The sequence below is a fragment of the Pyxidicoccus trucidator genome (genome assembly GCF_010894435.1).
In the GTDB taxonomy this organism is placed as follows: domain Bacteria; phylum Myxococcota; class Myxococcia; order Myxococcales; family Myxococcaceae; genus Myxococcus; species Myxococcus trucidator.
Map to the genome: position 1 here is coordinate 1,004,457 of NZ_JAAIXZ010000001.1, position 19,766 is coordinate 1,024,222.

At 71.5% G+C, this 19,766-nt stretch carries 17 protein-coding genes; 9 read left to right on the forward strand and 8 right to left on the reverse strand.

From position 1 onward, the window contains the following. Positions 1-3: 3 nt before the first annotated feature. Genes G4D85_RS04260 through G4D85_RS04270 form a run of 3 tightly spaced genes read left to right on the forward strand, consistent with a single transcriptional unit; the run spans position 4 to position 2,809 of the window. Positions 4-1,092 (forward strand): acyltransferase family protein, encoded by a 1,089-nt coding sequence (locus tag G4D85_RS04260; protein WP_164008101.1) that lies wholly within the window; start codon positions 4-6, stop codon positions 1,090-1,092. Between the two features lie 11 nt (positions 1,093-1,103). Then, positions 1,104-1,859, forward strand: coding sequence for an FkbM family methyltransferase (locus G4D85_RS04265; protein ID WP_164008103.1), 756 nt, complete (start codon positions 1,104-1,106; stop codon positions 1,857-1,859). Then, positions 1,856-2,809 (forward strand): glycosyltransferase, encoded by a 954-nt coding sequence (locus G4D85_RS04270; RefSeq protein WP_164008105.1) that lies wholly within the window; start codon positions 1,856-1,858, stop codon positions 2,807-2,809. Before G4D85_RS04265 ends, G4D85_RS04270 begins: the two co-directional genes overlap by 4 nt. A 33-nt stretch (positions 2,810-2,842) precedes the next feature. On the opposite strand, the gene G4D85_RS04275 is transcribed toward G4D85_RS04270, so the two are convergent. The 3 genes from G4D85_RS04275 to G4D85_RS04285 all read right to left on the reverse strand — a co-directional run bounded on the left by G4D85_RS04275 (position 2,843) and on the right by G4D85_RS04285 (position 7,232). Beyond that, positions 2,843-4,039 (reverse strand): acyltransferase family protein, encoded by a 1,197-nt coding sequence (locus G4D85_RS04275; protein ID WP_240359121.1) that lies wholly within the window; start codon positions 4,037-4,039, stop codon positions 2,843-2,845. Positions 4,040-4,079: 40 nt separating this feature from the next. Continuing rightward, complete coding sequence (locus G4D85_RS04280; protein WP_164008109.1) at positions 4,080-6,002, reverse strand: LTA synthase family protein; 1,923 nt, start codon at positions 6,000-6,002, stop codon at positions 4,080-4,082. Positions 6,003-6,206: 204 nt separating this feature from the next. Beyond that, the gene (locus tag G4D85_RS04285; protein WP_420821689.1) at positions 6,207-7,232 is read right to left on the reverse strand and encodes an ROK family protein; all 1,026 of its coding nucleotides are present in this window, start codon (positions 7,230-7,232) and stop codon (positions 6,207-6,209) included. Between the two features lie 266 nt (positions 7,233-7,498). Between G4D85_RS04285 and G4D85_RS04290 the strand changes: the two genes are divergently transcribed. From G4D85_RS04290 to G4D85_RS04300, 3 genes are all read left to right on the forward strand, one after another. Next, entirely contained in the window at positions 7,499-8,059 is a 561-nt protein-coding gene (locus tag G4D85_RS04290) for a DUF2780 domain-containing protein (protein WP_164008111.1), read from the forward strand. Positions 8,060-8,184: 125 nt separating this feature from the next. Next, positions 8,185-9,378 carry an acyltransferase family protein gene (locus G4D85_RS04295; protein WP_164008113.1) on the forward strand — a complete coding sequence of 398 codons (1,194 nt, stop codon included), beginning with the start codon at positions 8,185-8,187 and terminating at the stop codon, positions 9,376-9,378. Positions 9,379-9,694: 316 nt separating this feature from the next. Further along, positions 9,695-10,111, forward strand: coding sequence for a hypothetical protein (locus G4D85_RS04300; protein ID WP_164008115.1), 417 nt, complete (start codon positions 9,695-9,697; stop codon positions 10,109-10,111). A gap of 17 nt (positions 10,112-10,128) precedes the next feature. Here the strand turns inward: G4D85_RS04300 and G4D85_RS04305 are convergent, their stop codons facing one another. Genes G4D85_RS04305 through G4D85_RS04315 form a run of 3 tightly spaced genes read right to left on the reverse strand, consistent with a single transcriptional unit; the run spans position 10,129 to position 13,548 of the window. Next, entirely contained in the window at positions 10,129-11,046 is a 918-nt protein-coding gene (locus tag G4D85_RS04305; protein ID WP_164008117.1) for a glycosyltransferase family 2 protein, read from the reverse strand. Between the two features lie 13 nt (positions 11,047-11,059). Next, entirely contained in the window at positions 11,060-12,010 is a 951-nt protein-coding gene (locus G4D85_RS04310; protein WP_164008119.1) for a glycosyltransferase family 2 protein, read from the reverse strand. A 20-nt stretch (positions 12,011-12,030) separates the two neighbouring features. Beyond that, positions 12,031-13,548 (reverse strand): oligosaccharide flippase family protein, encoded by a 1,518-nt coding sequence (locus tag G4D85_RS04315; RefSeq protein WP_164008121.1) that lies wholly within the window; start codon positions 13,546-13,548, stop codon positions 12,031-12,033. A gap of 204 nt (positions 13,549-13,752) precedes the next feature. On the opposite strand from G4D85_RS04315, the gene G4D85_RS04320 reads away from it, so the two are divergent. Genes G4D85_RS04320 through G4D85_RS04330 form a run of 3 tightly spaced genes read left to right on the forward strand, consistent with a single transcriptional unit; the run spans position 13,753 to position 16,750 of the window. After that, positions 13,753-14,421, forward strand: coding sequence for a class I SAM-dependent methyltransferase (locus G4D85_RS04320; protein WP_164008124.1), 669 nt, complete (start codon positions 13,753-13,755; stop codon positions 14,419-14,421). Between the two features lie 26 nt (positions 14,422-14,447). Then, positions 14,448-15,593, forward strand: a complete 1,146-nt coding sequence (locus tag G4D85_RS04325) for a glycosyltransferase (protein WP_164008126.1) — start codon at positions 14,448-14,450, stop codon at positions 15,591-15,593. A gap of 32 nt (positions 15,594-15,625) precedes the next feature. Continuing rightward, positions 15,626-16,750: a glycosyltransferase family 4 protein gene (locus G4D85_RS04330; RefSeq protein ID WP_164009116.1), complete on the forward strand. Its 1,125-nt coding sequence runs from the start codon at positions 15,626-15,628 to the stop codon at positions 16,748-16,750. 7 nt (positions 16,751-16,757) lie between these two features. Here the strand turns inward: G4D85_RS04330 and G4D85_RS48790 are convergent, their stop codons facing one another. Together G4D85_RS48790 and G4D85_RS04340 are read right to left on the reverse strand one after the other, a co-directional pair. Continuing rightward, positions 16,758-18,929: a hypothetical protein gene (locus G4D85_RS48790; protein ID WP_205525412.1), complete on the reverse strand. Its 2,172-nt coding sequence runs from the start codon at positions 18,927-18,929 to the stop codon at positions 16,758-16,760. 8 nt (positions 18,930-18,937) lie between these two features. Then, positions 18,938-19,750, reverse strand: a complete 813-nt coding sequence (locus G4D85_RS04340) for a hypothetical protein (RefSeq protein WP_164008128.1) — start codon at positions 19,748-19,750, stop codon at positions 18,938-18,940. Between the last annotated feature and the right edge of the window lie 16 nt (positions 19,751-19,766).

The window sequence follows — 19,766 nt, forward strand, 5'->3', positions numbered from 1 at the left end:
CTCATGTCCCCTTCCCTCCGCCCCACGCTGCAGGCGTGCCTCGACAGCCGCCGCAACAACCTCGACTTCCTCCGCTTCGCGGCCGCGTCGGGCGTCATCCTCAGCCATGCCTTCCCCCTGGGCGAGGGCCGCGGCACCGTGGAGCCCCTGGACCTCTTCTCGCGGGGACAGCTCTCGCTCGGCCGGCTGTGCGTGGCGGTGTTCCTGGTCATCAGCGGCGTGCTCATCACCCGCAGCTGGGAGCGCACGCCGGACCTGGCGCGCTTCACCTGGGCGCGCGTGCTGCGCATCTTCCCGGGCCTGGCGGTGATGTTGCTGCTCACCACGCTGGTGCTGGGCCCGGCCTTCACCACCCTGCCGCTGCGCGACTACCTGCTGTCCGCGGACACGCACCTGTACTGGCTGCGCAACCTCACCCTGGTGAATCCCCAGTGGGAGCTGCCCGGAGTCTTCGAGTCCAGTGCGTACTCGAAGGCCGTCAACGGCTCGCTGTGGACGCTGAAGTACGAGGTGGGCTTCTACCTGCTGACGCTGGGCCTGGGGCTCGCCGGCCTGCTCCGCAAGAGCATGGTGGCCGTGGGCTGGGTGGGCGCGGCGGTGGCGCCCTTCGTCACCGGGCGGCTGGGCTTCTGGCCGGAGCTCTACCTGTACTTCGGCGGCGGCGTGGCGCTGTACCTCTGGCGGGACAAGGTGCGGATGAGCCCGTGGCTGGCGCTGGCGTGCACGGTGGGGTGGCTCGCCCTGACCTGGCTCGGGTATGGCCGCATCGGCACGGGGCTGTTCGGCTCCTATGTGGTGCTGTACCTCGCCTTCCTGCCGGCGGGCCCGCTGGCGCACTTCGGGCGCCGCGGTGACTTGTCCTACGGCGTCTATGTCTACGCCTTCCCCGTGCAGCAGGCCGTCACCGCGCTGCTGGGCGGGCGCACGGAGTGGTGGGTGAACGCGGCGGTGTCCTTCCCCGTGGTGGTGGCGCTGGCCGCGCTGTCCTGGCATGGGGTGGAGAAACCGGCGCTGACGCTCAAGGACCGGCCGCCCGCGTTGCTCCGGCGGCTGCGGTTCGGCTCACGAGCCGCGATGCAGGGTAACGGATGATGAAGGCCCCCATGATGCGACTGAGAGACTTGCTGACGCCCCTGAGCCGGCTGCGCTACCTGGCCTGGCGTGCCCTGCCGCTGGGGCGACGGCTGACGGTGCGCCTGCGCTCGGGTGAGCGCCTCATGCTGCGGCCGCTCCCCGCCACGGACCTGGACACCGCGTTCGAGTTGTTCGTCGCCGAAGTCTATCGCCCGCCCTTCCCGGTGGAGCCGGACGCCACGCGCCGCATCGTCGACGTGGGCGCCAACTGCGGCCACTCGCTCATCTTCTGGGGCCGGCAGTATCCCCGCTCCCACGTGGTGGCCTTCGAGCCCCACCCCACCCACCTGGACCTGCTGGAGCGCAACGTGGCGCTCAACGCGCTGTCCGGCCGGCTGACGCTGCACCGCGCGGCGGCGGGAGTCAGCGCGGGCGAGGTCCAGTTCCTCGACGCGGAGAACCGCTCCTCCATCGTGGACGCGGCGTCGGGGCCGACGCTCCGCGTGCCGCTGGTCGACTTCTTCGACACCGTGGGGCCGGAGCCCATCGACCTCCTCAAGATGGACATCGAGGGAGGCGAGTACCCGCTGCTGAAGGACCCGCGCTTCGCCCGACTCCAGGTCCGCACGCTGGTCATGGAGTGGCACCGCACCTCCGAGCACCCGGACGGCAAGGCCTGGTGCGAGCGCGCCCTCGCGGAGATGGGCTACGAGGTCCGCGCCGGCATCTGGACGGGTGAGGAGAACGGACTGCTCTGGGCCCGTCGTCAGGAGGCCCACGGATGAGCACGGCTGGTGTGACGCTCGTCATCCCCACGTACAACGGGGCCCGCCGCATCGAGGACCCGCTGCGCGCCCTGCTCGCGCAGGAGGCCCGGCCCGAGTCCTTCGAAGTCGTCGTGGTGGACAACAACTCGAAGGACGGGACGGCCCAGGCGGTGGAGACGAGCCCGTCCGCGGCGGGCCTTCGCCAGCGCGGCGTGGACGTGCGGGTGGTGCAGGAGACCCGGCAGGGGCTGCTCTTCGCGCGCCTGCGCGGCATCCACGAGGCCCGCAGGGACATCGTGTGCTTCCTGGACGACGACAACGTCCCCGAGCCGAACTTCGTCACCGACGGGCTCGCGCTCTTCGAGGACTCGAAGGTCGGCGTCGTCGTCTCTCGGCTCTTCCCCCGCTACGAGGTGCCACCCCCGCCCAGCATCGGACGCCGCGAGCACCTGCTGGCCATCAACCACCGGATGGGCGACGCCGTCGTGGACTTCGGTGCCCGGCCCACCCTCGCGCCGACCATCGGCGCCGGGCTGTGGCTGCGCCGCGCCGCCTTCCTGGAGTCCGTGCCGTGGCAGACCCCCGAGCAGCTCATGCCGGACCGGCTGGGCACGCGCCTGCTGAGCGGTGGGGACATCGAGTTCGGCTACCTCCTCGGGAAGGCCGGCCATGAGCGCCGCTACGGGCCGACCCTGAAGGTGTGGCACATCATCCCGCGCTCGCGCTTCGAGACGCGCTACTTCCTGCGGCTCATCGTGGGCGTGGTGCGCAGCGAGCAGACGCTCGAGGCGCGCTACCTGGGCCGGCGCTTCCAGGGGCTCGCGCGGCTGAAGGCCTGCGCGCGGCTGGTGGGCGCGGGCATCGCCAGCCCCGCCCTGGCGCTGCGAGGCGACCCGGTGCGCGAGGTGCTCTTCGTGCTGGCTCGGCGCTGGGCGCAGGTCCAGGGGCCGTACACCCACCTGCGCTGACCGGGGCCCGCGACTGGCACGCGAGCCCACCGCTCAAGCGGCGCGCGGGACGACCTTGTCGGCGACTTCCTTCGTGGTGAAGCGGTCCTTGAGGCGCAGCAGGGGCCGCTCGAAGCACCGCCAGGACACGACGGTGAGCGCCAGCAGCACCGCGTACTCGAACAGCAGCGCGAGCGCGGTGGCCACGACACTCGAAGGAATGAGGCGCTGGAAGAGGGGCCGCGAGTAGTGGGCCCCCACCGGGAAGACGAGCGCGTGGAACAGGTAGAGGCCGTAGCTCACCTGCCCCATGAAGCGCAGCGGCCTCCACTGGAGCACGGCGTCGAGCACCCGGACACGTCCGGTGAGCACCCACCCCAACAGGCTGGCGAAGCCCGCGGTCCACAGCGTGTACACCCCCGCCACCAGCAGCGTGCGGAGCTGCGAGCCACCCGCGCCGACGAGCGCCTCCGGCGTGTGGATGGAGTGCCCCCGGTTGAAGAAGACCGTGACGAGCCCGAAGGCCGTGAGCAGCGCGGGCACCGCGAGGCGCCGCCCCCACCGCTCCAGGCGCTCCGCCGTGTGCTGGCCGTCCACCACCCCCAGCGCCAGCAGCCCTCCGAGCGCCAGCCCATCCAGGCGGAAGAGCGGGAAGGTGTAGACGCGGAAGGGCGAGACACCCTCCAGCAGCGCGGCATAGCGCGCCACGGGAGACAGCAGCACGCACGCCCACAGCAGGACGCGGAGCTGCCGGGGCTTCAGGAAGAACACCAGGAGCGGCCACACCAGGTAGAACTGCTCCTCGATGGCCAGCGACCACGTCACGTTGAGCGGCTCGGGCCCGAAGTCCGGCAGCCAGAGGTTCTGCACGTAGAGCGCGTAGAGCGTCCACGGATACCGCTCGGAATCGAAGGCCATGGCCGGCAGCAGCAGGCCCATGACGCCGAAGACGAACGCGAGCAGCAGGAAGTACAGCGGCCAGATGCGCAGCGCGCGCCGCACGTAGAAGGTGCGGAAGTAGGCACCGCGCTCGCGCGTCTGCAGCAGGATGCGGGTAATCAGGAAGCCGGAGAGGACGAAGAAGAGGTCCACCCCCGCCCAGCCCGCCTGGAAGAGGCCGCCGAGCGACGCGGTCTGAATCTCTCCCAGCGAGTGGTAGGCAATCACCAACAGCACCGCCACGCCGCGCAGGCCGTCCAGCGCGGGAAGGTGGCCGGGCAGGCGCAGGGGCTCCGAGGGCACGGTCCTCATCTCGGGCGCGACCATAGCCGGGTTCCTTCGCGCGTCCCCATCAGGGCGCGGGAGCCTCGGCCGTCGAGGGCCCCGCCGCCCTGTCCCTACGAGCGGGCACCACGCTGAAGCGCTCGCCCGCCAGCCGGTCAAAGGTGAGCAGGCGGTAGCGCCGCAGCCACTCGGCCGCGGAGCCCGGGGCGGGTGACACGGCATCGCGCTCCGACAGCGGCAGGTACTCGCCGGAGGCCGTCTTGAGCACGTCGCCCTTCACCACCGGGACAGCGCGGGACAGCTCGGTGAGGAAGGCGAAGAAGCCGTGGGGCTTCATCCCCGCCGCTTCGAGGATGCGCGGCGTGAGCATGCCCATGCTCAGGTGGACGTCCTGCTTCGGCATCGCGAAGTTCGACCAGAGGACCACGGGGACCTCGGCCATGCGCTCGCGCTGGGTGTCCGTCCAGGGCTCCTGGAGGAACCCCGTCTCCCGATAGAGGGAGTAGTTGGGGCCCAGCATCGGCAGGTGGTCGCCGAAGACGACCAGCAGCGTCTTGCGCGGCCTCGCCTCCAGCGCCCGCACCAGCCGCTCCAGGGCGCGGTCCGCCTGTCGGAGCTTGTGCGCGTAGTTCGTCAGCAGGAGCTTGTTTTCGGGCGACAGCTCCCCCAGCACCTGGACCTCCTCCGCGCCGGTGAGCGGGAGGCTGTAGGGGCCATGGGTGGACATGGTGACGGCCATGACGAACCGGGGCCGGCCCGTGTCCTCGAGCTGCTGGAGGATGTGGTCCACGACGGCCTCGTCCGACACCCAGGGGCCCTCCAGCTTCGCGGAGGCGAAGTCGGTGAGCGGCTGGAACGCGTCGAAGCCCAGCAGCGGGTACACCACGTCGCGGCTCCAGTACCAGGCGTGGAACGGATGGATGGCCGTCGTCTGGTAGCCGGCGTCCCGGAACAGCGAGGGGAGCGCCTCGACGGGCTTCAGCACGTAGTGCTGGTACGGGAAGGCGCCATCCGGGACGAAGGAGGCCGACATGCCCGTGAGCAGCTCGAACTCCGCGTTGGCCGTGCCTCCACCGAAGGCCGGGCTGATGAGGTGGCCCGCGCTGTGGGTGGCGGCGAGCCCGCGCAGGAAGGGCAGCGGGTCCGTGCTGAGCCGCACGCCCAGCTGCGTCGGGTCCCAGAGGGACTCCGCCATGTAGATGACGACGTCGACCGGCTCGGCGGGCACGGGGGCGGGCGCCTCCGCGTCACGGCCCAGGGCGGAGCGCACGGCCTCCACCGAGTACGCGGCCCCTGGCTCCAGGCGCAGCCCCTCCCAGTTCCAGAGCAGCATCAGCGGCAGCCCGTTGACCTGGAAGTTGGAGCGCTGGTCCCACACCTGATGCATGACCCCGAAGCGGATGAAGGCCTTCGGGAGCAGGGGCACGTGCGCGAAGAAGGTGATGAGGCCGAGGTACGCCAGCGACGCCACGGCGAGGACTGCCCGCGCGCGCCCGGGCAGCGGGAAGCGGGGGCGGCCCCGCCTCACGGCGCGCACGGTGGCCACGACGGCGGCCAGCAGGACGAGGCCCGCGAGGATGGCGGCGAAGGCCCCGGCGCCGGGAAGCAGCGTGGGCGCGAGCGACGTCACCTGCCGCCACTCCAGGAAGTCCCAGGGCACCAGCGGCCTGCCGATGAGCTGGAGCTTCCGGATGTGGAGCGAGGACGTGAAGAGCAGGCCCGCGCCCACCAGGCCCAGCGCGACGCCGAGCCGGTCCGTCGCGGTCCAGAGCAGCCCCACCACGCCGGTGAGGACGCCCACGCTGATGGCCATCGACCAGAGGTTGCGCTCGTGGATGCCCTGAAGGCCCGCGGGTGAGAACGCCGCGATGGACAGCTCCGTCGCGGCGACAAGCCCGGCGGAGGCCAGGATGACGCCGAGGCATGGCCAGAGGACGGACCGCTTCTCCTGGAACGAGAGCGCCTGCGGGTTCAGTGGACGGCGTGCCAACTGCGAGCGTCTCCGGGTTGCGCGTACCGGCGTGAGGGACAGGAAGTGTGGGTCCCCACGGTCTATTCCATGAAGTGCAACGGAAGCGCAACGCAAGACGCCGGGCCGTTGCCTGACTGCTCCGTCCCCCGGGCCCCATGAGGTGGGTGCTGTCTGGGATTGCCACCGGACTCCAGGCAGCCGGGCGAGCGCGGGGCGCCGCGCTCACTTCATCGGAGGCTGCCCCAGGAGCGCCGCGCCGATGGCGCCCGCCAGTTCCCCCAGCTCCGCCACCAGCACCGGAGGCTGGCGCTCGGGGACGAAGATGTGCGGGCGCATGGCCTCGTGGATGTGCTTCGCGTAGTCGGGCCCGAGCCGCGTGCCCAGTCCGCCGCCGAGGATGACGGCCTCCACGTCCAGTAGATTGATGGCCGAGGCGAGGCCCGCGCCGAGCATCCTCACCGCCCGGTCGATGAGCCACGTCGCCAGGGTGTCCTCGTCCGCCAGCGCCTTGGACCAGATGCTGCTCGTCAGGCGGGGGCGCCCCTTCTTGTGCATCAGCTCGAAGAGCATCGTCTTCTCGCCCCTGCGCACGGCCTTGCGCGCCCTGCGCTCCATGGCCGCGCGGCCCGCGTAGGCCTCCATGCAGCCTCGCCGGCCGCAGCCGCAGCGGGCGCCTCCCGGCTTCACCACGACGTGGCCGACTTCCCCCGCCGCGCCGCGTCCGCGCCAGGGGACGCCGTTCAGCACGAGCCCTCCTCCCACGCCCGTGCCCCACCACACGCCCAGCACCGAGCGGTACGGCCGCCCCGCGCCCAGGCGGTACTCCGCGGCCACGGCCACCTGCACGTCGTTGCCGAGCGCCACCTTGCCCTCCACCAGGTCTCCCAGGTCGGCGGCCACGGGGTACGGCTCCTTCCAGCCCTGCCCCACGTTGCTGACGTGAGACAGCGTGCCCTTGTTGGCATCCACCGAGCCCGGCGCCCCGACGCCCACCCCCGCGAGCCGCTGGGGCGTCACGCCCGCGGCATGCGTGGCTTCCCGCAGGGTGCCGTACATCGCCTGCACCACGTCAGCCACGCTGCCATCTCCGGGCGTCGGATGCCGGGCATGACCGAGGACGGCGCCAGCCGTGTCGATGACCACGGCTTCAATCTTCGTCCCGCCCAGGTCGATGCCTCCCCAGACACTCGACGTGTCGGAGGAGGGCTCCTTCGTCATCTCGACGTCCACCGAGGTTGCCTTGTCCATCTCCCGCCTCCGGAGCCCCCATCCGCCCGGGCTGCCTTCCCACAAAGATGCGCAGTCCCCCGCGGGGCGGAGCGGGAGCGCTCGGAGGGCAGGGAAGCAGTCCGCGCGCCCGCCAGCAGGGCCCGTGTCGGCGACGCACGGCGCGACGGAGCCTCGTGCTGTTCGCGACAAACGCTTCCGTGACGGTTCGCACAGGCCCATCGTCGAGGCTCGCTGGGTTAGAACGACGCCTCTCAGTTGGGCTCGGGACACGGAAGGAGCACGGAATGGACCTCATCGGACAGCTCTCGCAGCAGCTCGGTGTGAACGGTACGCAGGCGCAGGGAGTGGCGGGCTCGTTGCTGAAGCTGGTGCAGGGCACGGTGAAGGAGAAGCTGGGTCCGGACGCCGCGAACCAACTGGGCAGCGCCATTCCGGAGATGGACTCCTGGCAGCAGGCGGGCACGTCGGCCCCCCAGCCCATGCCGGGCGCTGGCGGCGGGCTGATGGACGCAATCGGTGGGCTCGTGCGTGGCAACGACGGGGGCGGGGGCGGCGGGGGCGGGGGCGGCATGGGCGCCATGCTGGGTTCGATTGGTGGCGTGGCGGCGCAGGCCGGTGAGGTGGCCGCTGTCGTCTCGCTGCTGGGGCGCTTCAACATCGACGCGAGCAAGGCGTCGCTCGTGGCCCCGCTGCTGCTCGACTTCCTCAAGTCGCGCCTGGACCCGGGGCTCATCAGCAAGGTTCTCGCGGTGGTGCCGATGCTGTCCGGCGGTAGCGGCGGCGGCACGCCCGGCGGGGGTGGCGGCCTGGGAGGGTTGCTCGGCGGACTGATGGGCGGTCACTGAGCACGCCCGCCGACTCCAGGGAGGGCAGCCGGGCGAGCAGCAGCGCACGGCGCCCACCCCGGGTGCCACGCATTGTCTGGCGGAGGAGGGCCGAGGGGCTGGTACGCTGACGCGGACTCCCCTCCATGTCCTCTTCCTCTTCCGCCCCTCGCCGCGCTCCGCTCGACGCCTGCACCGGGCTGCGCTTCCTCGCCGCGATGGGAGTGGTCGGCTACCACTTCTATTGCCCGCCTTGTGAGCCGGGCGCGCCGACGTTTCTCGGCAACCTCTTCCAGGCGGGCTTCACCACGGTGAGCCTGTTCTTCGTCCTGTCTGGCTTCATCCTGGCCTACAACTACCTGGACGACCGCGGTGGCTTCGTGGGGACGAAGCGGGACTTCTACCGGGCCCGCTTCGCGCGCATCTACCCCATCTACCTGCTGGCGCTCGTGGTGGATGTGCCCTTCTTCATCCGCAGCATCCAGATGATTGAGCCCGCCGCGACGGCGGGCGAAGTGGCCCGCATCTCCTTGACGACCCTCACGCTGACGCAGGCGTGGTTGGAGCTGGGCCGGCCCACGTGGAACATCATGGCGTGGACGCTGTCGGCGGAGGCGTTCTTCTATCTCCTGTTCCCCCTGGTGGGCCCGTGGCTCGCGCGGCAGGGCACCCGGCGGTTGCTCGCGGTGGCGGTCGGGACCTGGCTGCTGGGCACCACGCCCTTCATCGCCGGAGCGGCCGTCTCGTGGTGGGGACTGGAGGGCTCCACCTCGCTCCTGGGCAGTGGCCTGCGCGCGTTCGGTCAGCTCCCCGCGCAGCTCATCCCCGTCACCCGGCTCCCCGAGTTCATCGTGGGCATCTGCCTCGGGCTGCTCTTCTGCCGCCGCACCCAGGCGGGCCGCGTGGCGGTGCGGACGGCGGGGCTGCTGGCCACCGGCGCCGTGCTCGTGACGCTCATCGTCCTGCTTCCCCCCAAGCCCTCGCCGGTGGTGCAGATGGGCCTGCTCGTGCCGCTGTTCGCGCTGAGCATCTGGCTGCTCGCGGGGGGCGTGGCCTGGAAGGGAATGCTGCTGGGCACGCGCCCGCTCGTGCTGCTGGGCGGGGCCAGCTACGCGCTCTACCTCACGCACGGCACGATGATGGGCTACGCGCTCGCGCTCAACACGCGCACCCTCGCCCTGCCCCACAACGGGGTCGCGCTGCTGCTGGTACCGGTGGCCATCGCCTGCTCGCTCGTCCTCTTCAAGGCAGTCGAAGAACCCGGGCGCGAGTGGCTCCGGCGAATCGGGCGGGCCCGACCCGCGGACGTCCCCGCGACGGGCTCCGTCTCGCGCTCCTGAGTGTGACGAGGGAGCGGTAAATCCTGAGCACCCAGGGATGGGATTGCGCCTCCACGGAGCGTTCAGGTGAAGCGTGGCTTGCGTCACTGTGCGCGGCTTGACGCCGATCTACCGTTCTGGTTCAAGGCACCGCCCCGTCGCAGCTGTCCGTGAGGAGTCGTCCTCGCAGCACACCTCCCATGTCCTTGGGAGCCGCAGGCATTTCCGCCTGCGCGGCGACGGGCACATCCGGAGACATCTTGGAACAGCTCGAGAGGGGGCCGCGCCTCGCGTGCGCCCTGGCGGTGTGCTGCGATCTTCCTTTCCAAGTGAACCCATGCGACAGCTCATCCCCATCATTTGCGTACTGTTCGCGTCGTGCAGACACTGGTCGGGGCCACAGGACCTCGCGGGCCGTCCGTTGCTCGTGTGTCACTCAAACCAGGTCGCCGGGCTCCCCCTCTGCAAGGAGGTGGGTGGCCAGTATCAACAGGCACTCGGTGTCGCGCGCGCGGATTTCGAGCAGGTCCTCAAGGGCCTTCCCACTGGCGGCGAGCAGGCTGACTTCCTGCGATGCATGAGCCAGCTGACCAGCTACAAGGTCGCGATTGGAATCCTGAATGAGGACATCCAGGTCTTCTTCATCCCAACCACCGTCTGCCTCGAGAAAGGGGACCTCATGTCGGGAGCGGGGGCGACCTACACGGTGCAGAGAAGCGACATGAAGATTCTCAACCGCCAGCTTCATGAATGACTGAATGAAGCCGTGCGTCAGCGCCCCACGACGCGCTGGCGCACGGAGGTGGCCACCGCCCACGGCGGGAAGCCCAGCACGTAGCGCCAGCGCGGCGCGGCCAGGTGGAGCGACAGGCCACGCCGGTACAGCCCCAGCGCCAGGTCCGCGCGCCGCAGCGACAGCAGCCAGTGCGACACGTGGCGGAGGTTGTAGAGGAGCATCTCCAGCCGCTCGCGCCTGCGGGCCGCGCCTCCTGGGTAGCGGCCCAGCCGCTCCTGCTCCAACTGGTACAGCGTGCCCTGGTAGCTCAGCTCCAGCGCCGAGGACGAGGAGCCTCCGTGCTGGCGGTAGCCCACCGTCACCGGCGCGCGCACCCACGCGAAGCCCGGCTCCGTACCCAGCCGGTACAGCAAGTCGTAGTCCTCGCCGTTGATGCGCTTCGGGGTGAAGCCGCCCACCCGCCGCAGCGCCTCCGTGCGCACCGCCACCACGCACGCGGTGCGCGGCGTCGCGTCCCCAGCGCTCGCCAGGTAGTCCGGGAAGCCCACCACGCGCACCGGCGCACACGTCACCCCGGCCAGCTCCTCGGGACGCGCGAAGGACGCTGCCGTGCCCATCACCACCGAGGGCCCGCCCTGCGCTCGCAGCACCTGCCGGTACGTGGCCAGCGTCCACGGGAACCACAGGTCGTCACTGTCCAGGAAGACGACGTACTCGCCGCGGGCCTCCTGGATGCCCAGGTTGCGCGCCGCGCCCGGGCCCGCGTTGCGCTGTTGCAGCAGCCGCACCCGCCCGCCATGCCGCGCCAGCGTCTCCAGCGTGTCGTCGGTGGACCCGTCGTCCACGACGAGCACCTCGTAGTCCGTCTCCTCCTGCGCGAACACCGACGCGAGGGTGTCCTCCAGCAGCCGTGCCCGGTTGTAGGTGGGGATGACGATGGAGAAGAACGGCATGCTCAGGACGGCCTCACACCCGGGCGCGCAGGCCCATCTCGGAGATGCGCAGGAAGGTGGCGAGCTGCCGCCGGTACTCCGTCACATTCGTGCGCCCGCGCAGCAGCGTCTGCGTCAGCACCGCCGCGTTGTAGGGCAGCGTACCCACCAGGATGGCCCGCATCGCCACCTCGTGCAGCCGGCCGTGGTGCTTGCGGAAGTACGCCAGCCGCGTGCGCCACAGCTCGATCCGCACCTTGTCCGGCCCCGTCACGGACGGACGGAAGGAGCGGTTCGCCAGGTGCGTAATCACCGCCTCCGGACAGAACGCCACCTCCCAGCCCGCCTTCCACGCCCGCACGCACCAGTCCGTGTCCTCGGTGTTGCCCAGCGGAGACAGCTGCTCGTCCAGCAGGCCCACCTCCGCGAGCGCCTCCTCGCGCACCACGATGCAGGCGCCCAGCACCCAGCTCACCCGGGCCTCCTCGTGCCCGTACTGCGCCGGGTCGATTTCCCGCTCCTTGAGGAAGTGCAGCGGGCGCGGCAGGAAGACGAGGTCGAAGAGCTGCCCGGACAGCGACATGGGCCGGAAGGTGCAGTTCTGGATGGTGCCGTCCGCGTTCAGCAGCCGCGCACCGGCCATGCCCACACGCGCGTTCTCGTCCATGAAGCGCACCAGCGCGTCGAACGCCCCGTCGTGGACGATGGTGTCGTCGTTGAAGATGCAGATGTAGCGGCCCCGGGCCGCGCGCAGCACCTGGTTGTGGTTGGCGGAGAAGCCCTTGCGCTCCGTGTTGAAGAGCCAGCGCACCTGCGGGAAGTCGCGCCGCATCGCCTCCACGCCCCGGCCGTCGGTGGCGTTGTCGACTATCCACACCTCGAAGGTGATGTCGCGCGTCGTCGCGTAGAGCGTGCGCAGGCAGTCGTGCAGCAACTCCGGGTTGCTGTGATTGACGATGGAGATGACCAGGTCGACCTTCTTCATCGAATCGCTCGCGTCCTTCATCACGTAGCCGGGCCCGCCGGAGCGGCCGACGCCGCCCGCCGTGCCCGGACGAAGCCCAGGATGTCCTTCAGCTCGCCGAGGAGCGACAGCGTCCCCGGCAGCCGCTCGCGCGCCAGCACCAGCACCGCGAACAGCACCGCCCCCACCAGCGCCCGCGCCAGCGTACCGGCGACCGGCATCGCCAGTGCCGCCACGCACGCTCCCGCCAGCAGCAGTCCCACGGTGACGAAGGGCTCCACCACCTGCGCCACCAGCCCGCGCATGGCCGCGTTGAGGCGCGTCACCAGCCACGCCGTCACCCACAGCTCCACCAGCCCCACCAGCAGGCCCACCGGGCCGATGCCCGCCAGCCCGAAGCGGTGAATCACCCACGTGCCCACCGCCCACCTCACCGCGCCCACCCCTACCACGACGGCCAGCCGCTCCCACGGGCGCCCGCCCGCGTTCTGCGCCGTGGCCAGCAGGCCCGTCAGCGTGGTGAGCACCACCTCCAGGCTGAACCACTGCACCAGCGCCACCGCCGGCACCCACCGCTCGCCGAAAAACAGCGGCACCACCACCGGCAGCACCAGCACCACGCAGGGAATGGCGAGCAGCAGCACCGCGGACAGCCGCCGCAGCGACGTGCGCAGGTACTCGGCGAAGCCAGCCGGGTCGTCCTGCAGGCGGCAGTAGGCCGGGAAGGCCACTCGGTTGAGGACCACGCTGAGCATCATCGGAGTGGAGGCCAGCGCCCAGGCCCAGTTGACCAGGCCCACCGCCTCCTTGCCGAGGATGCGCCCCACCACCAGCGGCACCCAGCCGGCCACCAGCGCCGCCACCAGCGGCGGGAGCTGGAACGCCAGCCCGAAGCCCAGGAGCCGCTTGAGCACGTCCAGCCGGAAGGCCCCCCGGGGCCGCCACGGCGACGCCCACCAGACCAGCACCAGCCCCACCGCCCCGCGCGCGAGGCCGCCCAGCGCCAGCGACCACGCGCCGAAGCCCAGCGCCGCCAGGGCGATGGTGGTGACCACCTGCACCACGTTCTCCACCAATTCCGCGCGGGCGATGACGGAGAAGGCCAGCCGCCGCTCCAGCGCCATCAGCGGAATCACCCTCAGCGAGGACAGGAACAACCCCAGCGCGAGCGCCCACACCATGGGCACCGCCCCGTCTCCCAGCGCGTAACCGCGCGTGAGCTGGGGCGCGAGCGCGCAGACGGTGGCGACGATGACGGCGGTGAGCGCCTGGTGGCACCAGAAGATGGTGAACGTCTCGTCGCGGGTGGGCTCGTGCGGCTGGCGCACCAGCGCGGCGCTCAGGCCCAGGTCGCCCAGGAACACACCCAGCGACGCCGCGTAGGACACGATGCCGAACAGGCCATAGTCCGCGGGGAAGAGCAGCCGGGACAGGAACAGCGCGCTCACCACCCGCAGGCCCTGCGAAGCCAGGGTGCGGGCCGCCAACACGAACATGCCCTTCAGGGCACGGGCCTTCACCTCTCCGGTGCTGACTTCGGGTACAGCGGTCTCGGTCATGGTCCTGGTCGGTCCGGCCGGGCAGTGGCTCAGAGCCGCACGGCGCGAGCAGGGGGCGAAATGCTACCGGCGGCGCCCCAGGCCCACAAGCAACGCGAGGGCCTCGCGCGAAGGTTGGAGGCTCGCCTGCCGTGCGCCCCTGCCTGCCTGGACGCTCGCGCGCTTGTTGCGAGGGTGGAGTGCCAGGGCTACGGTCCGCCGCGCATGCTCCCTGGCGGCAATATCTTCCAGTTCCTGAAGCGCGAGGTGCTCGTCGGCGAGCACCAGGTCCTCCGCCGTACGCTGAAGGAGGCGCTGGTCGGCACCTGCGACAGCGTGCTGGACATCGGCTGTGGCTCGCACTCGCCACTGCAGAGCTTCTCGCACCTGATTCCGCGCACGGTGGGCATCGACGGCCACCCGGCGAGCATCGAGCGCAGCCGCGCCGCGGGCATCCACCGCGAGTACCACCAGATGGAGCTGATGGACGCGGGCAAGCGCTTCGGCCCGAAGAGCTTCGACGCGGTGGTGGCGCTCGACGTCATCGAGCACTTCGAGAAGCCCGACGGCTTCCGGCTGCTGGAGATGATGGAGTCCCTGGCGCGCAAGCGCGTCATCATCTTCACGCCCAATGGCTTCCTCCCCCAGGACGAGTGGGACAGCAACGTGCACCAGGTGCACCGCTCCGGCTGGGAGGTCTACGACTTCGAGCTGCGCGGCTACCGCGTCACCGGCATGAGCGGGTGGAAGCCGCTGCGCGGCGACTACGCGCTGCCGCGCATCCGCCCGTTCCTGCTGGGCAGCCGCCTGTCCATCCTCACCGAGCCCTTCGCCACGCGCTTCCCGCGCCATGCCTTCCAGCTCCTCGCCATCCGCGACATGGAGGCGTCCTAGCCCCGGCCCGGTGGCTGGAGCCGCCCATGCCCTCCGCCCCCGCCTGGCACCTCCTCACGGGTGAGTACGCGCCACAGCCGGGCGGCGTCGGGGACTACTCTCGGCTGGTGGCGCTCGCCCTCGCCCGCGCCGGGCAGCAGGTCCATGTCTGGGCGCCAGGGGACGCCGGCACCCGCGTGGAGGACGGCGTCACCGTGCACCGCCTCCCCGGGCTCTACACGCCCCTGGGCCTGCCCCGGCTGTCGCGCGGACTGGATGCGTGCCCGGGCCCTCGCCGGCTGCTGCTCCAGTACGTGCCGCATGCCTTCGGCCTGAAGGCGATGAACGTCCCCTTCTGCGCGTGGTTCGCCGCGCGCCGACAGGACGAGCGCTGGGTGTTCTTCCACGAGGTGGTGTACCCCTGGAGCCCGCGCGCGCCGCTGCGCCACCAGGTGCTCGCGGGCACCACGCGGTTGATGGTGCGACTGGTGGCCGGCGCCGCGGACCGCGTCTTCGTCTCCATTCCCGCGTGGCTGGAGCACCTGCCCGCCCGGGCCCGCCGTGGCGCGGGCCTGCACCCCGTGCCCAGCAACCTTCCCACCGAGGCGCCCGAGGCCGCCGTCCAGGCGGTTCGCTCGGGGCTGGGCAATGGGTTGGTGCTGGGCCACTTCGGCACGTACGGGACGAGCATCAGCGGCCTGCTGGAGCCAGTGCTCGTGCCGCTGCTGCATGCCGACCCGGAGCGCCAGGCGCTGCTGCTCGGTCACGGCAGCAAGGCGTTCCGCGAGGCGCTGGCCGGCCGCCACCCGGCGCTGGCCGGCCGACTCCATGCCGCGGGTGGGCTGGCTCCCGAGGACGCCGCCGCGCACCTGCGAGCCTGCGACCTGCTGTTGCAGCCCTATCCGGACGGCGTCAGCGCACGGCGAGGCAGTGTCATGGGCGGGCTGGGACTGGGCCTGCCCATCATCACCAACACGGGGCACCTGACCGAGCCGCTGTGGCGAGAGCTGGGCCCGGTGGAGCTGGTGGAGGGCACCGCGCCGGGGCCCTGGCTCGACGCGGCCGAGCGGCTGCTGGCCCACGCCGGGGAGCGCGCCGCACTGCATGAGCGAGCCACCCGCGTCTATCGCGAGCGCTTCGCGCTGGAGCGCACGGTGGAGGCGCTGCTGCGCCCGCAAGGCGGGGCACGGTGAGCACGCGCCCGAGGCCCCGGCTGGCCCTGCTGATGGACCCGCGTGAAGAGGGCTGGCCCAGCATGGACCTGGTGGGCGAGGCGCTCCTGGAGGGACTGGCCGCGCACCCCACCGAGGTCTCCGCGGTGAGCGTGCGTCCGCCGATGCCCCAGGTGGCGCGCCGGCTGCCGCGCCTGGGCCTTCGCAACGCGGCCTTCAACGCGGACCGCCTCCTCACCCGCTTCGGCCTGTACCCGGGCCGTGCCCTCCTCGCGAGAGGCCGCTACGACGCCTTCCACGTGGTGGACCACACGTACTCGCAGCTCGTCCACGCGCTGCCGGCCGGGCGCACCGGCGTCTTCTGCCATGACCTGGACGCCTTCCGCTCCGTGCTGGAGCCCCAGCGCGAGTCGCGCCCGGCCTGGTTCCGCCTCATGGCCCGCGCCCAGCTCGCGGGGATGGAGCGTGCCGCGCTCGTCTTCCACAGCACCCAGGCGGTGCGCTCGGAGCTGCTCGCGCGCGGCGTGGTGGACCCGTCCCGGCTCGTCTGGGCGCCCTACGGCGTGTCTCCGGAGTTCCACCCCGGGCCGGACCCCACGGACCGCAGTGAGGAGGTGCTCGCTCCCCTGGGCGGCCGGCCCTACCTGCTGCACGTGGGCAGCGCGATTCCGCGCAAGCGGCTGGACGTGCTCTTCGCCGTCTTCGCCGCGCTGCGGGCCCGCCATCCGGAGCTGCGACTGGTGCAGCAGGGCGGCACGTTGGGCCCCACGCAGCGCGCGCAGGTGGAGTCGCTCGGCATTGGCGAGGCGCTGCTCCAGCCGACCCGCCAGGAGCGTCCCACGCTGGCGGGGCTCTACCGCCGCGCCCGCGCCGTGCTGGTGACGAGCGAGGCAGAGGGCTTCGGCCTCCCCGTCATCGAAGCCCTGGCCTGCGGCGCGCCCGTGGTGGCCAGCGACCTGCCCGTGCTGCGCGAGGTGGGCGAGGACACCTGCGCCTACTGTCCCGTGGGCGAGGTGCCCTCCTGGGTGGAGGCCGTGGACGCGCTGCTCACCGGACGCCAGCCGCCCCCGTCGAGAGAGGCACGGCTGGCCCGCGCCTCGCGCTTCACCTGGGCCGCGCACACGCGCACCGTGCTGGACGCGTACCTGCGGCTCCTGGAGACAGGCTCCAGGAGCTGAACCGGCTTCAGCGCCGCGAGCCGCGAGGCACGGCCGAGCGCTCGCGACGCATCGCCAGCAGCGCCACCATCACCAGCAGCCCGGTGAGCGCCAGTGCTCCCGGGCCACCGCCGACAGCGCAGGACCAGCCCAGCGGGGGCGCGTCGCCCTCATCGTCCGTGCCGCCGTCAGACGTGCCCGCGTCCGTGCCACCGCCCGTGCCGGCATCCGCGGTGCCCGCGTCCGGCCTCGTGCCCGCATCGGTGCCCGCGTCCGTCCCCGTGCCCGCATCCGTCCCGGCGTCCGCGTCGGTCCCGGCGTCCGTGCCCGTCCCGGCATCCGTGTCGGCGGGAACAAGAACACTGGTCGACGCGAAGCTGGTACGCCCCACGCCATTCCTGGCCCGGACGGTGACGAAGCAGGTCTGCTGCGGGGCGGGCTGGAAGTTGGGGTAGGTGACGTGGGTGACATCGGCCCGCTCGGCACGGAAGCTCTGCACGTCCTCGCTCTGCTCCGCGTAGCCGATGGCCCACTCGTAGCCGATGATGCCGCTCTCCGCGTCGGTGAAGCCCGCCCACGAGATGTCGAGGCCACCCCCGGGGAGGAGCCGGGCCGTCACGGTGCCGGAGTCTGGAGCGAAGCGGTCCACCTCCAGGCGGAAGAGAAAGCCGTCCAGCCCGCCGTTCGACGTGGTGTCCGCGCCCGTGAGTTGATTCATCAAGTTGGGCGCGTTGGAGACTCCGCCGAGCGTGAGCTGCCCACCCGGACCCGCGGCGATGCCCTTCACCCACTCGGACTCCGTGCCCAGATTCTGCCCGCCCACATAGGAGGCCCAGAGCTTCTCCGTCACCGTCGGGTTCACCATGGCGATGAAGCCATCGGAGCCGTTGTTGGGACCGGCCGCCAGGTCGGAGTCGAACCCCTTGAGGGCAAACCGCGTCGGGGAAAAGGTCCTGCCCCCCACGTAGAGGTTGCCCACCGTGTCGATGGCGGCCTGCCCCTCCGTCCGCTCGTCGTTGGGACCGCCCACGCGCATGCCCTGTCCCCTGGCACCGCTAGAGGACATGGAAAGCAGGTAGACGTCCTTCCCGCCCAGGCCGGGGCTGAGGAAGTCGCTGGAGTCCGTGTTGCCCACGAGGACGAGGTCCCCACCGGAGCCGACCTGGATGGAGCGGACGTCGTCGTCATCGCCCGAGCCACCGACATAGGTGAACCAGGAGAACGCGCCGGTGCTGCTCAGGCGCGTGACGAAGCCGTTGTAGTCCCCGGACGGCCAGGGCGAGAGGGAGGTGAGCCCTCCCGCCACGAGGTCTCCCATCCAGCCTCCGACGTACACGCGGTCCCCGGAGGTCGCCACGGCGTAGGCCCGGTCGATTTCGCTGCTGCCGATGATGCGCGTCCACTCGACGATGGGGAATGCCGGCAGGCTGACATCCACCCGGGTGACGAACCCCTCGCTGACGGTGTCTTCGCCGCTGCGGTATCGAACGTTGCTCTCCGCCGTGCCTGGCGGGAAGGGCGTGGAGGGACTCCGCCCCGAGGTAGCACCGACGACGTACAGCACATCGCCGCCGGCCCCCAGGGCCAGGTCATACCCCTCGTCATTGAACGCGCTGCCCAGGTACATGAACCAGCCCAGTCGCCCATCCGGCTCCACCCGGGCAACGAAGGCGTCACTGCCTCCCTGGTACGTCTTGCCCTGGAACGGCGCCACCACGTTGGCGGGCACGCCGGGGGCGATGTTGATGGTGGGCGACCGCGTCGTCCCCACCACGAACGCCACACCTTCAGAGTTCACCACCACCCGCCGGCCGACGTCATCGGCGTCACCACCGAAGACGCGCGTCCACTGCAGCGCCCCGTCGTTGGACTCGGCATAGCGGGCGACGAAGACATCGTCGTTCGAGGTGGCGCTCGGCAGGCCCGCGTCGGCCGGGAAGGTGCGGGCGTCCGTCCTGCCCGTCACCACCGTCTGGCCCTGCTCGTTCAGCGCGAGCCCCTCCACCTCATCCGTGGTGAAGCCCGTGTCGACGCCGCCGTCGGGCAGCGTGCCGCCGCCCAGGTACGTGTTCCAGGTGATGTTCGGAGTCCACGTGGGCTCTGCCTGCGCCGTGGCCGGAGCCGGCAGCAGGACGAGCGCGAACGAGGAGAACAAGGCGGCCACGAGGGCGCCACGGAGGAAGCGCTGGTGCACGGACATCCCTTCCATCACGGAGACAACAAGTCGAAGCCAAAGCCCGCGGAAGCGGTCAGCGCGAACGAGCGGTAGCCCGATTCGGACACCTTGAAGAGCTCGGCGCCCACGTCCACGAGCGCGGTGAAGCTCGGGCCCAGGGCGAAGCGGGCGCCCACCACCGGACCGCCGCCATACGCGGACAGGCCGGGGATGGCCGTGCCACGCAGCGCGACGTGCGGACGGAACGCGCCGTCCCCCAGCACGAGGCCCAGCTGGAGCCCCGCGCCCACCTCGCGGCCCAGCAGCGCGCGCGCGCCCAGCTCGAAGGAGCCGCTGCCGTACGTCAGCCCGCCGCCCACGCCCACCGCCTTGCCCGCCGGGTCCATGAAGCCGAACACCTCCGGCAGCAGCCACGAGCGGCCCGACGCAGCGGGCTCCTCCGTGGGCTCCCCGGGAGACTCCGTGCTGTCCGCCGCCATCGGGTCCTTCACGTCCGGGGACGGCTGGCGCTCGGCGATCACCTTCTTGCGAAGCTCTCCGGCCAGCAGCACGAACTCCGGCGGGAAGAGGGCGGGGTCCACCGGCTGCTCCGGGTGGCTGCGCCACAGCTCCTCCAACTGGAGCCGCGTGTCCGCGTTCTCACCGAGCTCGTGCAGGGAGGCCGCGAGGTACAGGCGCGCGGCGGCGCGCTCACGCGCTCCCAGGCTCCTGTCCCGCAGCTCCAACTCCAGGGCGCGGCGGGCCTGGCCGTACTCGCCCCGCTCGTACAGCGCGATACCACGGGACTGAGCCAGGGCCACGGAAGGCAGGAGCCACAGGACACACAACAGGATGCTCGACTTCATCAGGCTCTCGATGCGG

What these genes read in the sequence shown, in the direction of transcription:
- G4D85_RS04285 (WP_420821689.1), bottom strand. Translation starts at nt 7,232, where the DNA reads ATGGACAAGGCAACCTCGGTGGACGTCGAGATGACGAAGGAGCCCTCC.
- G4D85_RS04290 (WP_164008111.1), top strand. Translation starts at nt 7,499, where the DNA reads ATGGACCTCATCGGACAGCTCTCGCAGCAGCTCGGTGTGAACGGTACG.
- G4D85_RS04300 (WP_164008115.1), top strand. Translation starts at nt 9,695, where the DNA reads ATGCGACAGCTCATCCCCATCATTTGCGTACTGTTCGCGTCGTGCAGA.
- G4D85_RS04325 (WP_164008126.1), top strand. Translation starts at nt 14,448, where the DNA reads ATGCCCTCCGCCCCCGCCTGGCACCTCCTCACGGGTGAGTACGCGCCA.
- G4D85_RS04295 (WP_164008113.1), top strand. Translation starts at nt 8,185, where the DNA reads ATGTCCTCTTCCTCTTCCGCCCCTCGCCGCGCTCCGCTCGACGCCTGC.
- G4D85_RS04275 (WP_240359121.1), bottom strand. Translation starts at nt 4,039, where the DNA reads ATGAGGACCGTGCCCTCGGAGCCCCTGCGCCTGCCCGGCCACCTTCCC.
- G4D85_RS04260 (WP_164008101.1), top strand. Translation starts at nt 4, where the DNA reads ATGTCCCCTTCCCTCCGCCCCACGCTGCAGGCGTGCCTCGACAGCCGC.
- G4D85_RS04270 (WP_164008105.1), top strand. Translation starts at nt 1,856, where the DNA reads ATGAGCACGGCTGGTGTGACGCTCGTCATCCCCACGTACAACGGGGCC.
- G4D85_RS04310 (WP_164008119.1), bottom strand. Translation starts at nt 12,010, where the DNA reads ATGAAGAAGGTCGACCTGGTCATCTCCATCGTCAATCACAGCAACCCG.
- G4D85_RS48790 (WP_205525412.1), bottom strand. Translation starts at nt 18,929, where the DNA reads ATGTCCGTGCACCAGCGCTTCCTCCGTGGCGCCCTCGTGGCCGCCTTG.
- G4D85_RS04265 (WP_164008103.1), top strand. Translation starts at nt 1,104, where the DNA reads ATGATGCGACTGAGAGACTTGCTGACGCCCCTGAGCCGGCTGCGCTAC.
- G4D85_RS04330 (WP_164009116.1), top strand. Translation starts at nt 15,626, where the DNA reads ATGGACCCGCGTGAAGAGGGCTGGCCCAGCATGGACCTGGTGGGCGAG.
- G4D85_RS04320 (WP_164008124.1), top strand. Translation starts at nt 13,753, where the DNA reads ATGCTCCCTGGCGGCAATATCTTCCAGTTCCTGAAGCGCGAGGTGCTC.
- G4D85_RS04305 (WP_164008117.1), bottom strand. Translation starts at nt 11,046, where the DNA reads ATGCCGTTCTTCTCCATCGTCATCCCCACCTACAACCGGGCACGGCTG.
- G4D85_RS04315 (WP_164008121.1), bottom strand. Translation starts at nt 13,548, where the DNA reads ATGACCGAGACCGCTGTACCCGAAGTCAGCACCGGAGAGGTGAAGGCC.
- G4D85_RS04340 (WP_164008128.1), bottom strand. Translation starts at nt 19,750, where the DNA reads ATGAAGTCGAGCATCCTGTTGTGTGTCCTGTGGCTCCTGCCTTCCGTG.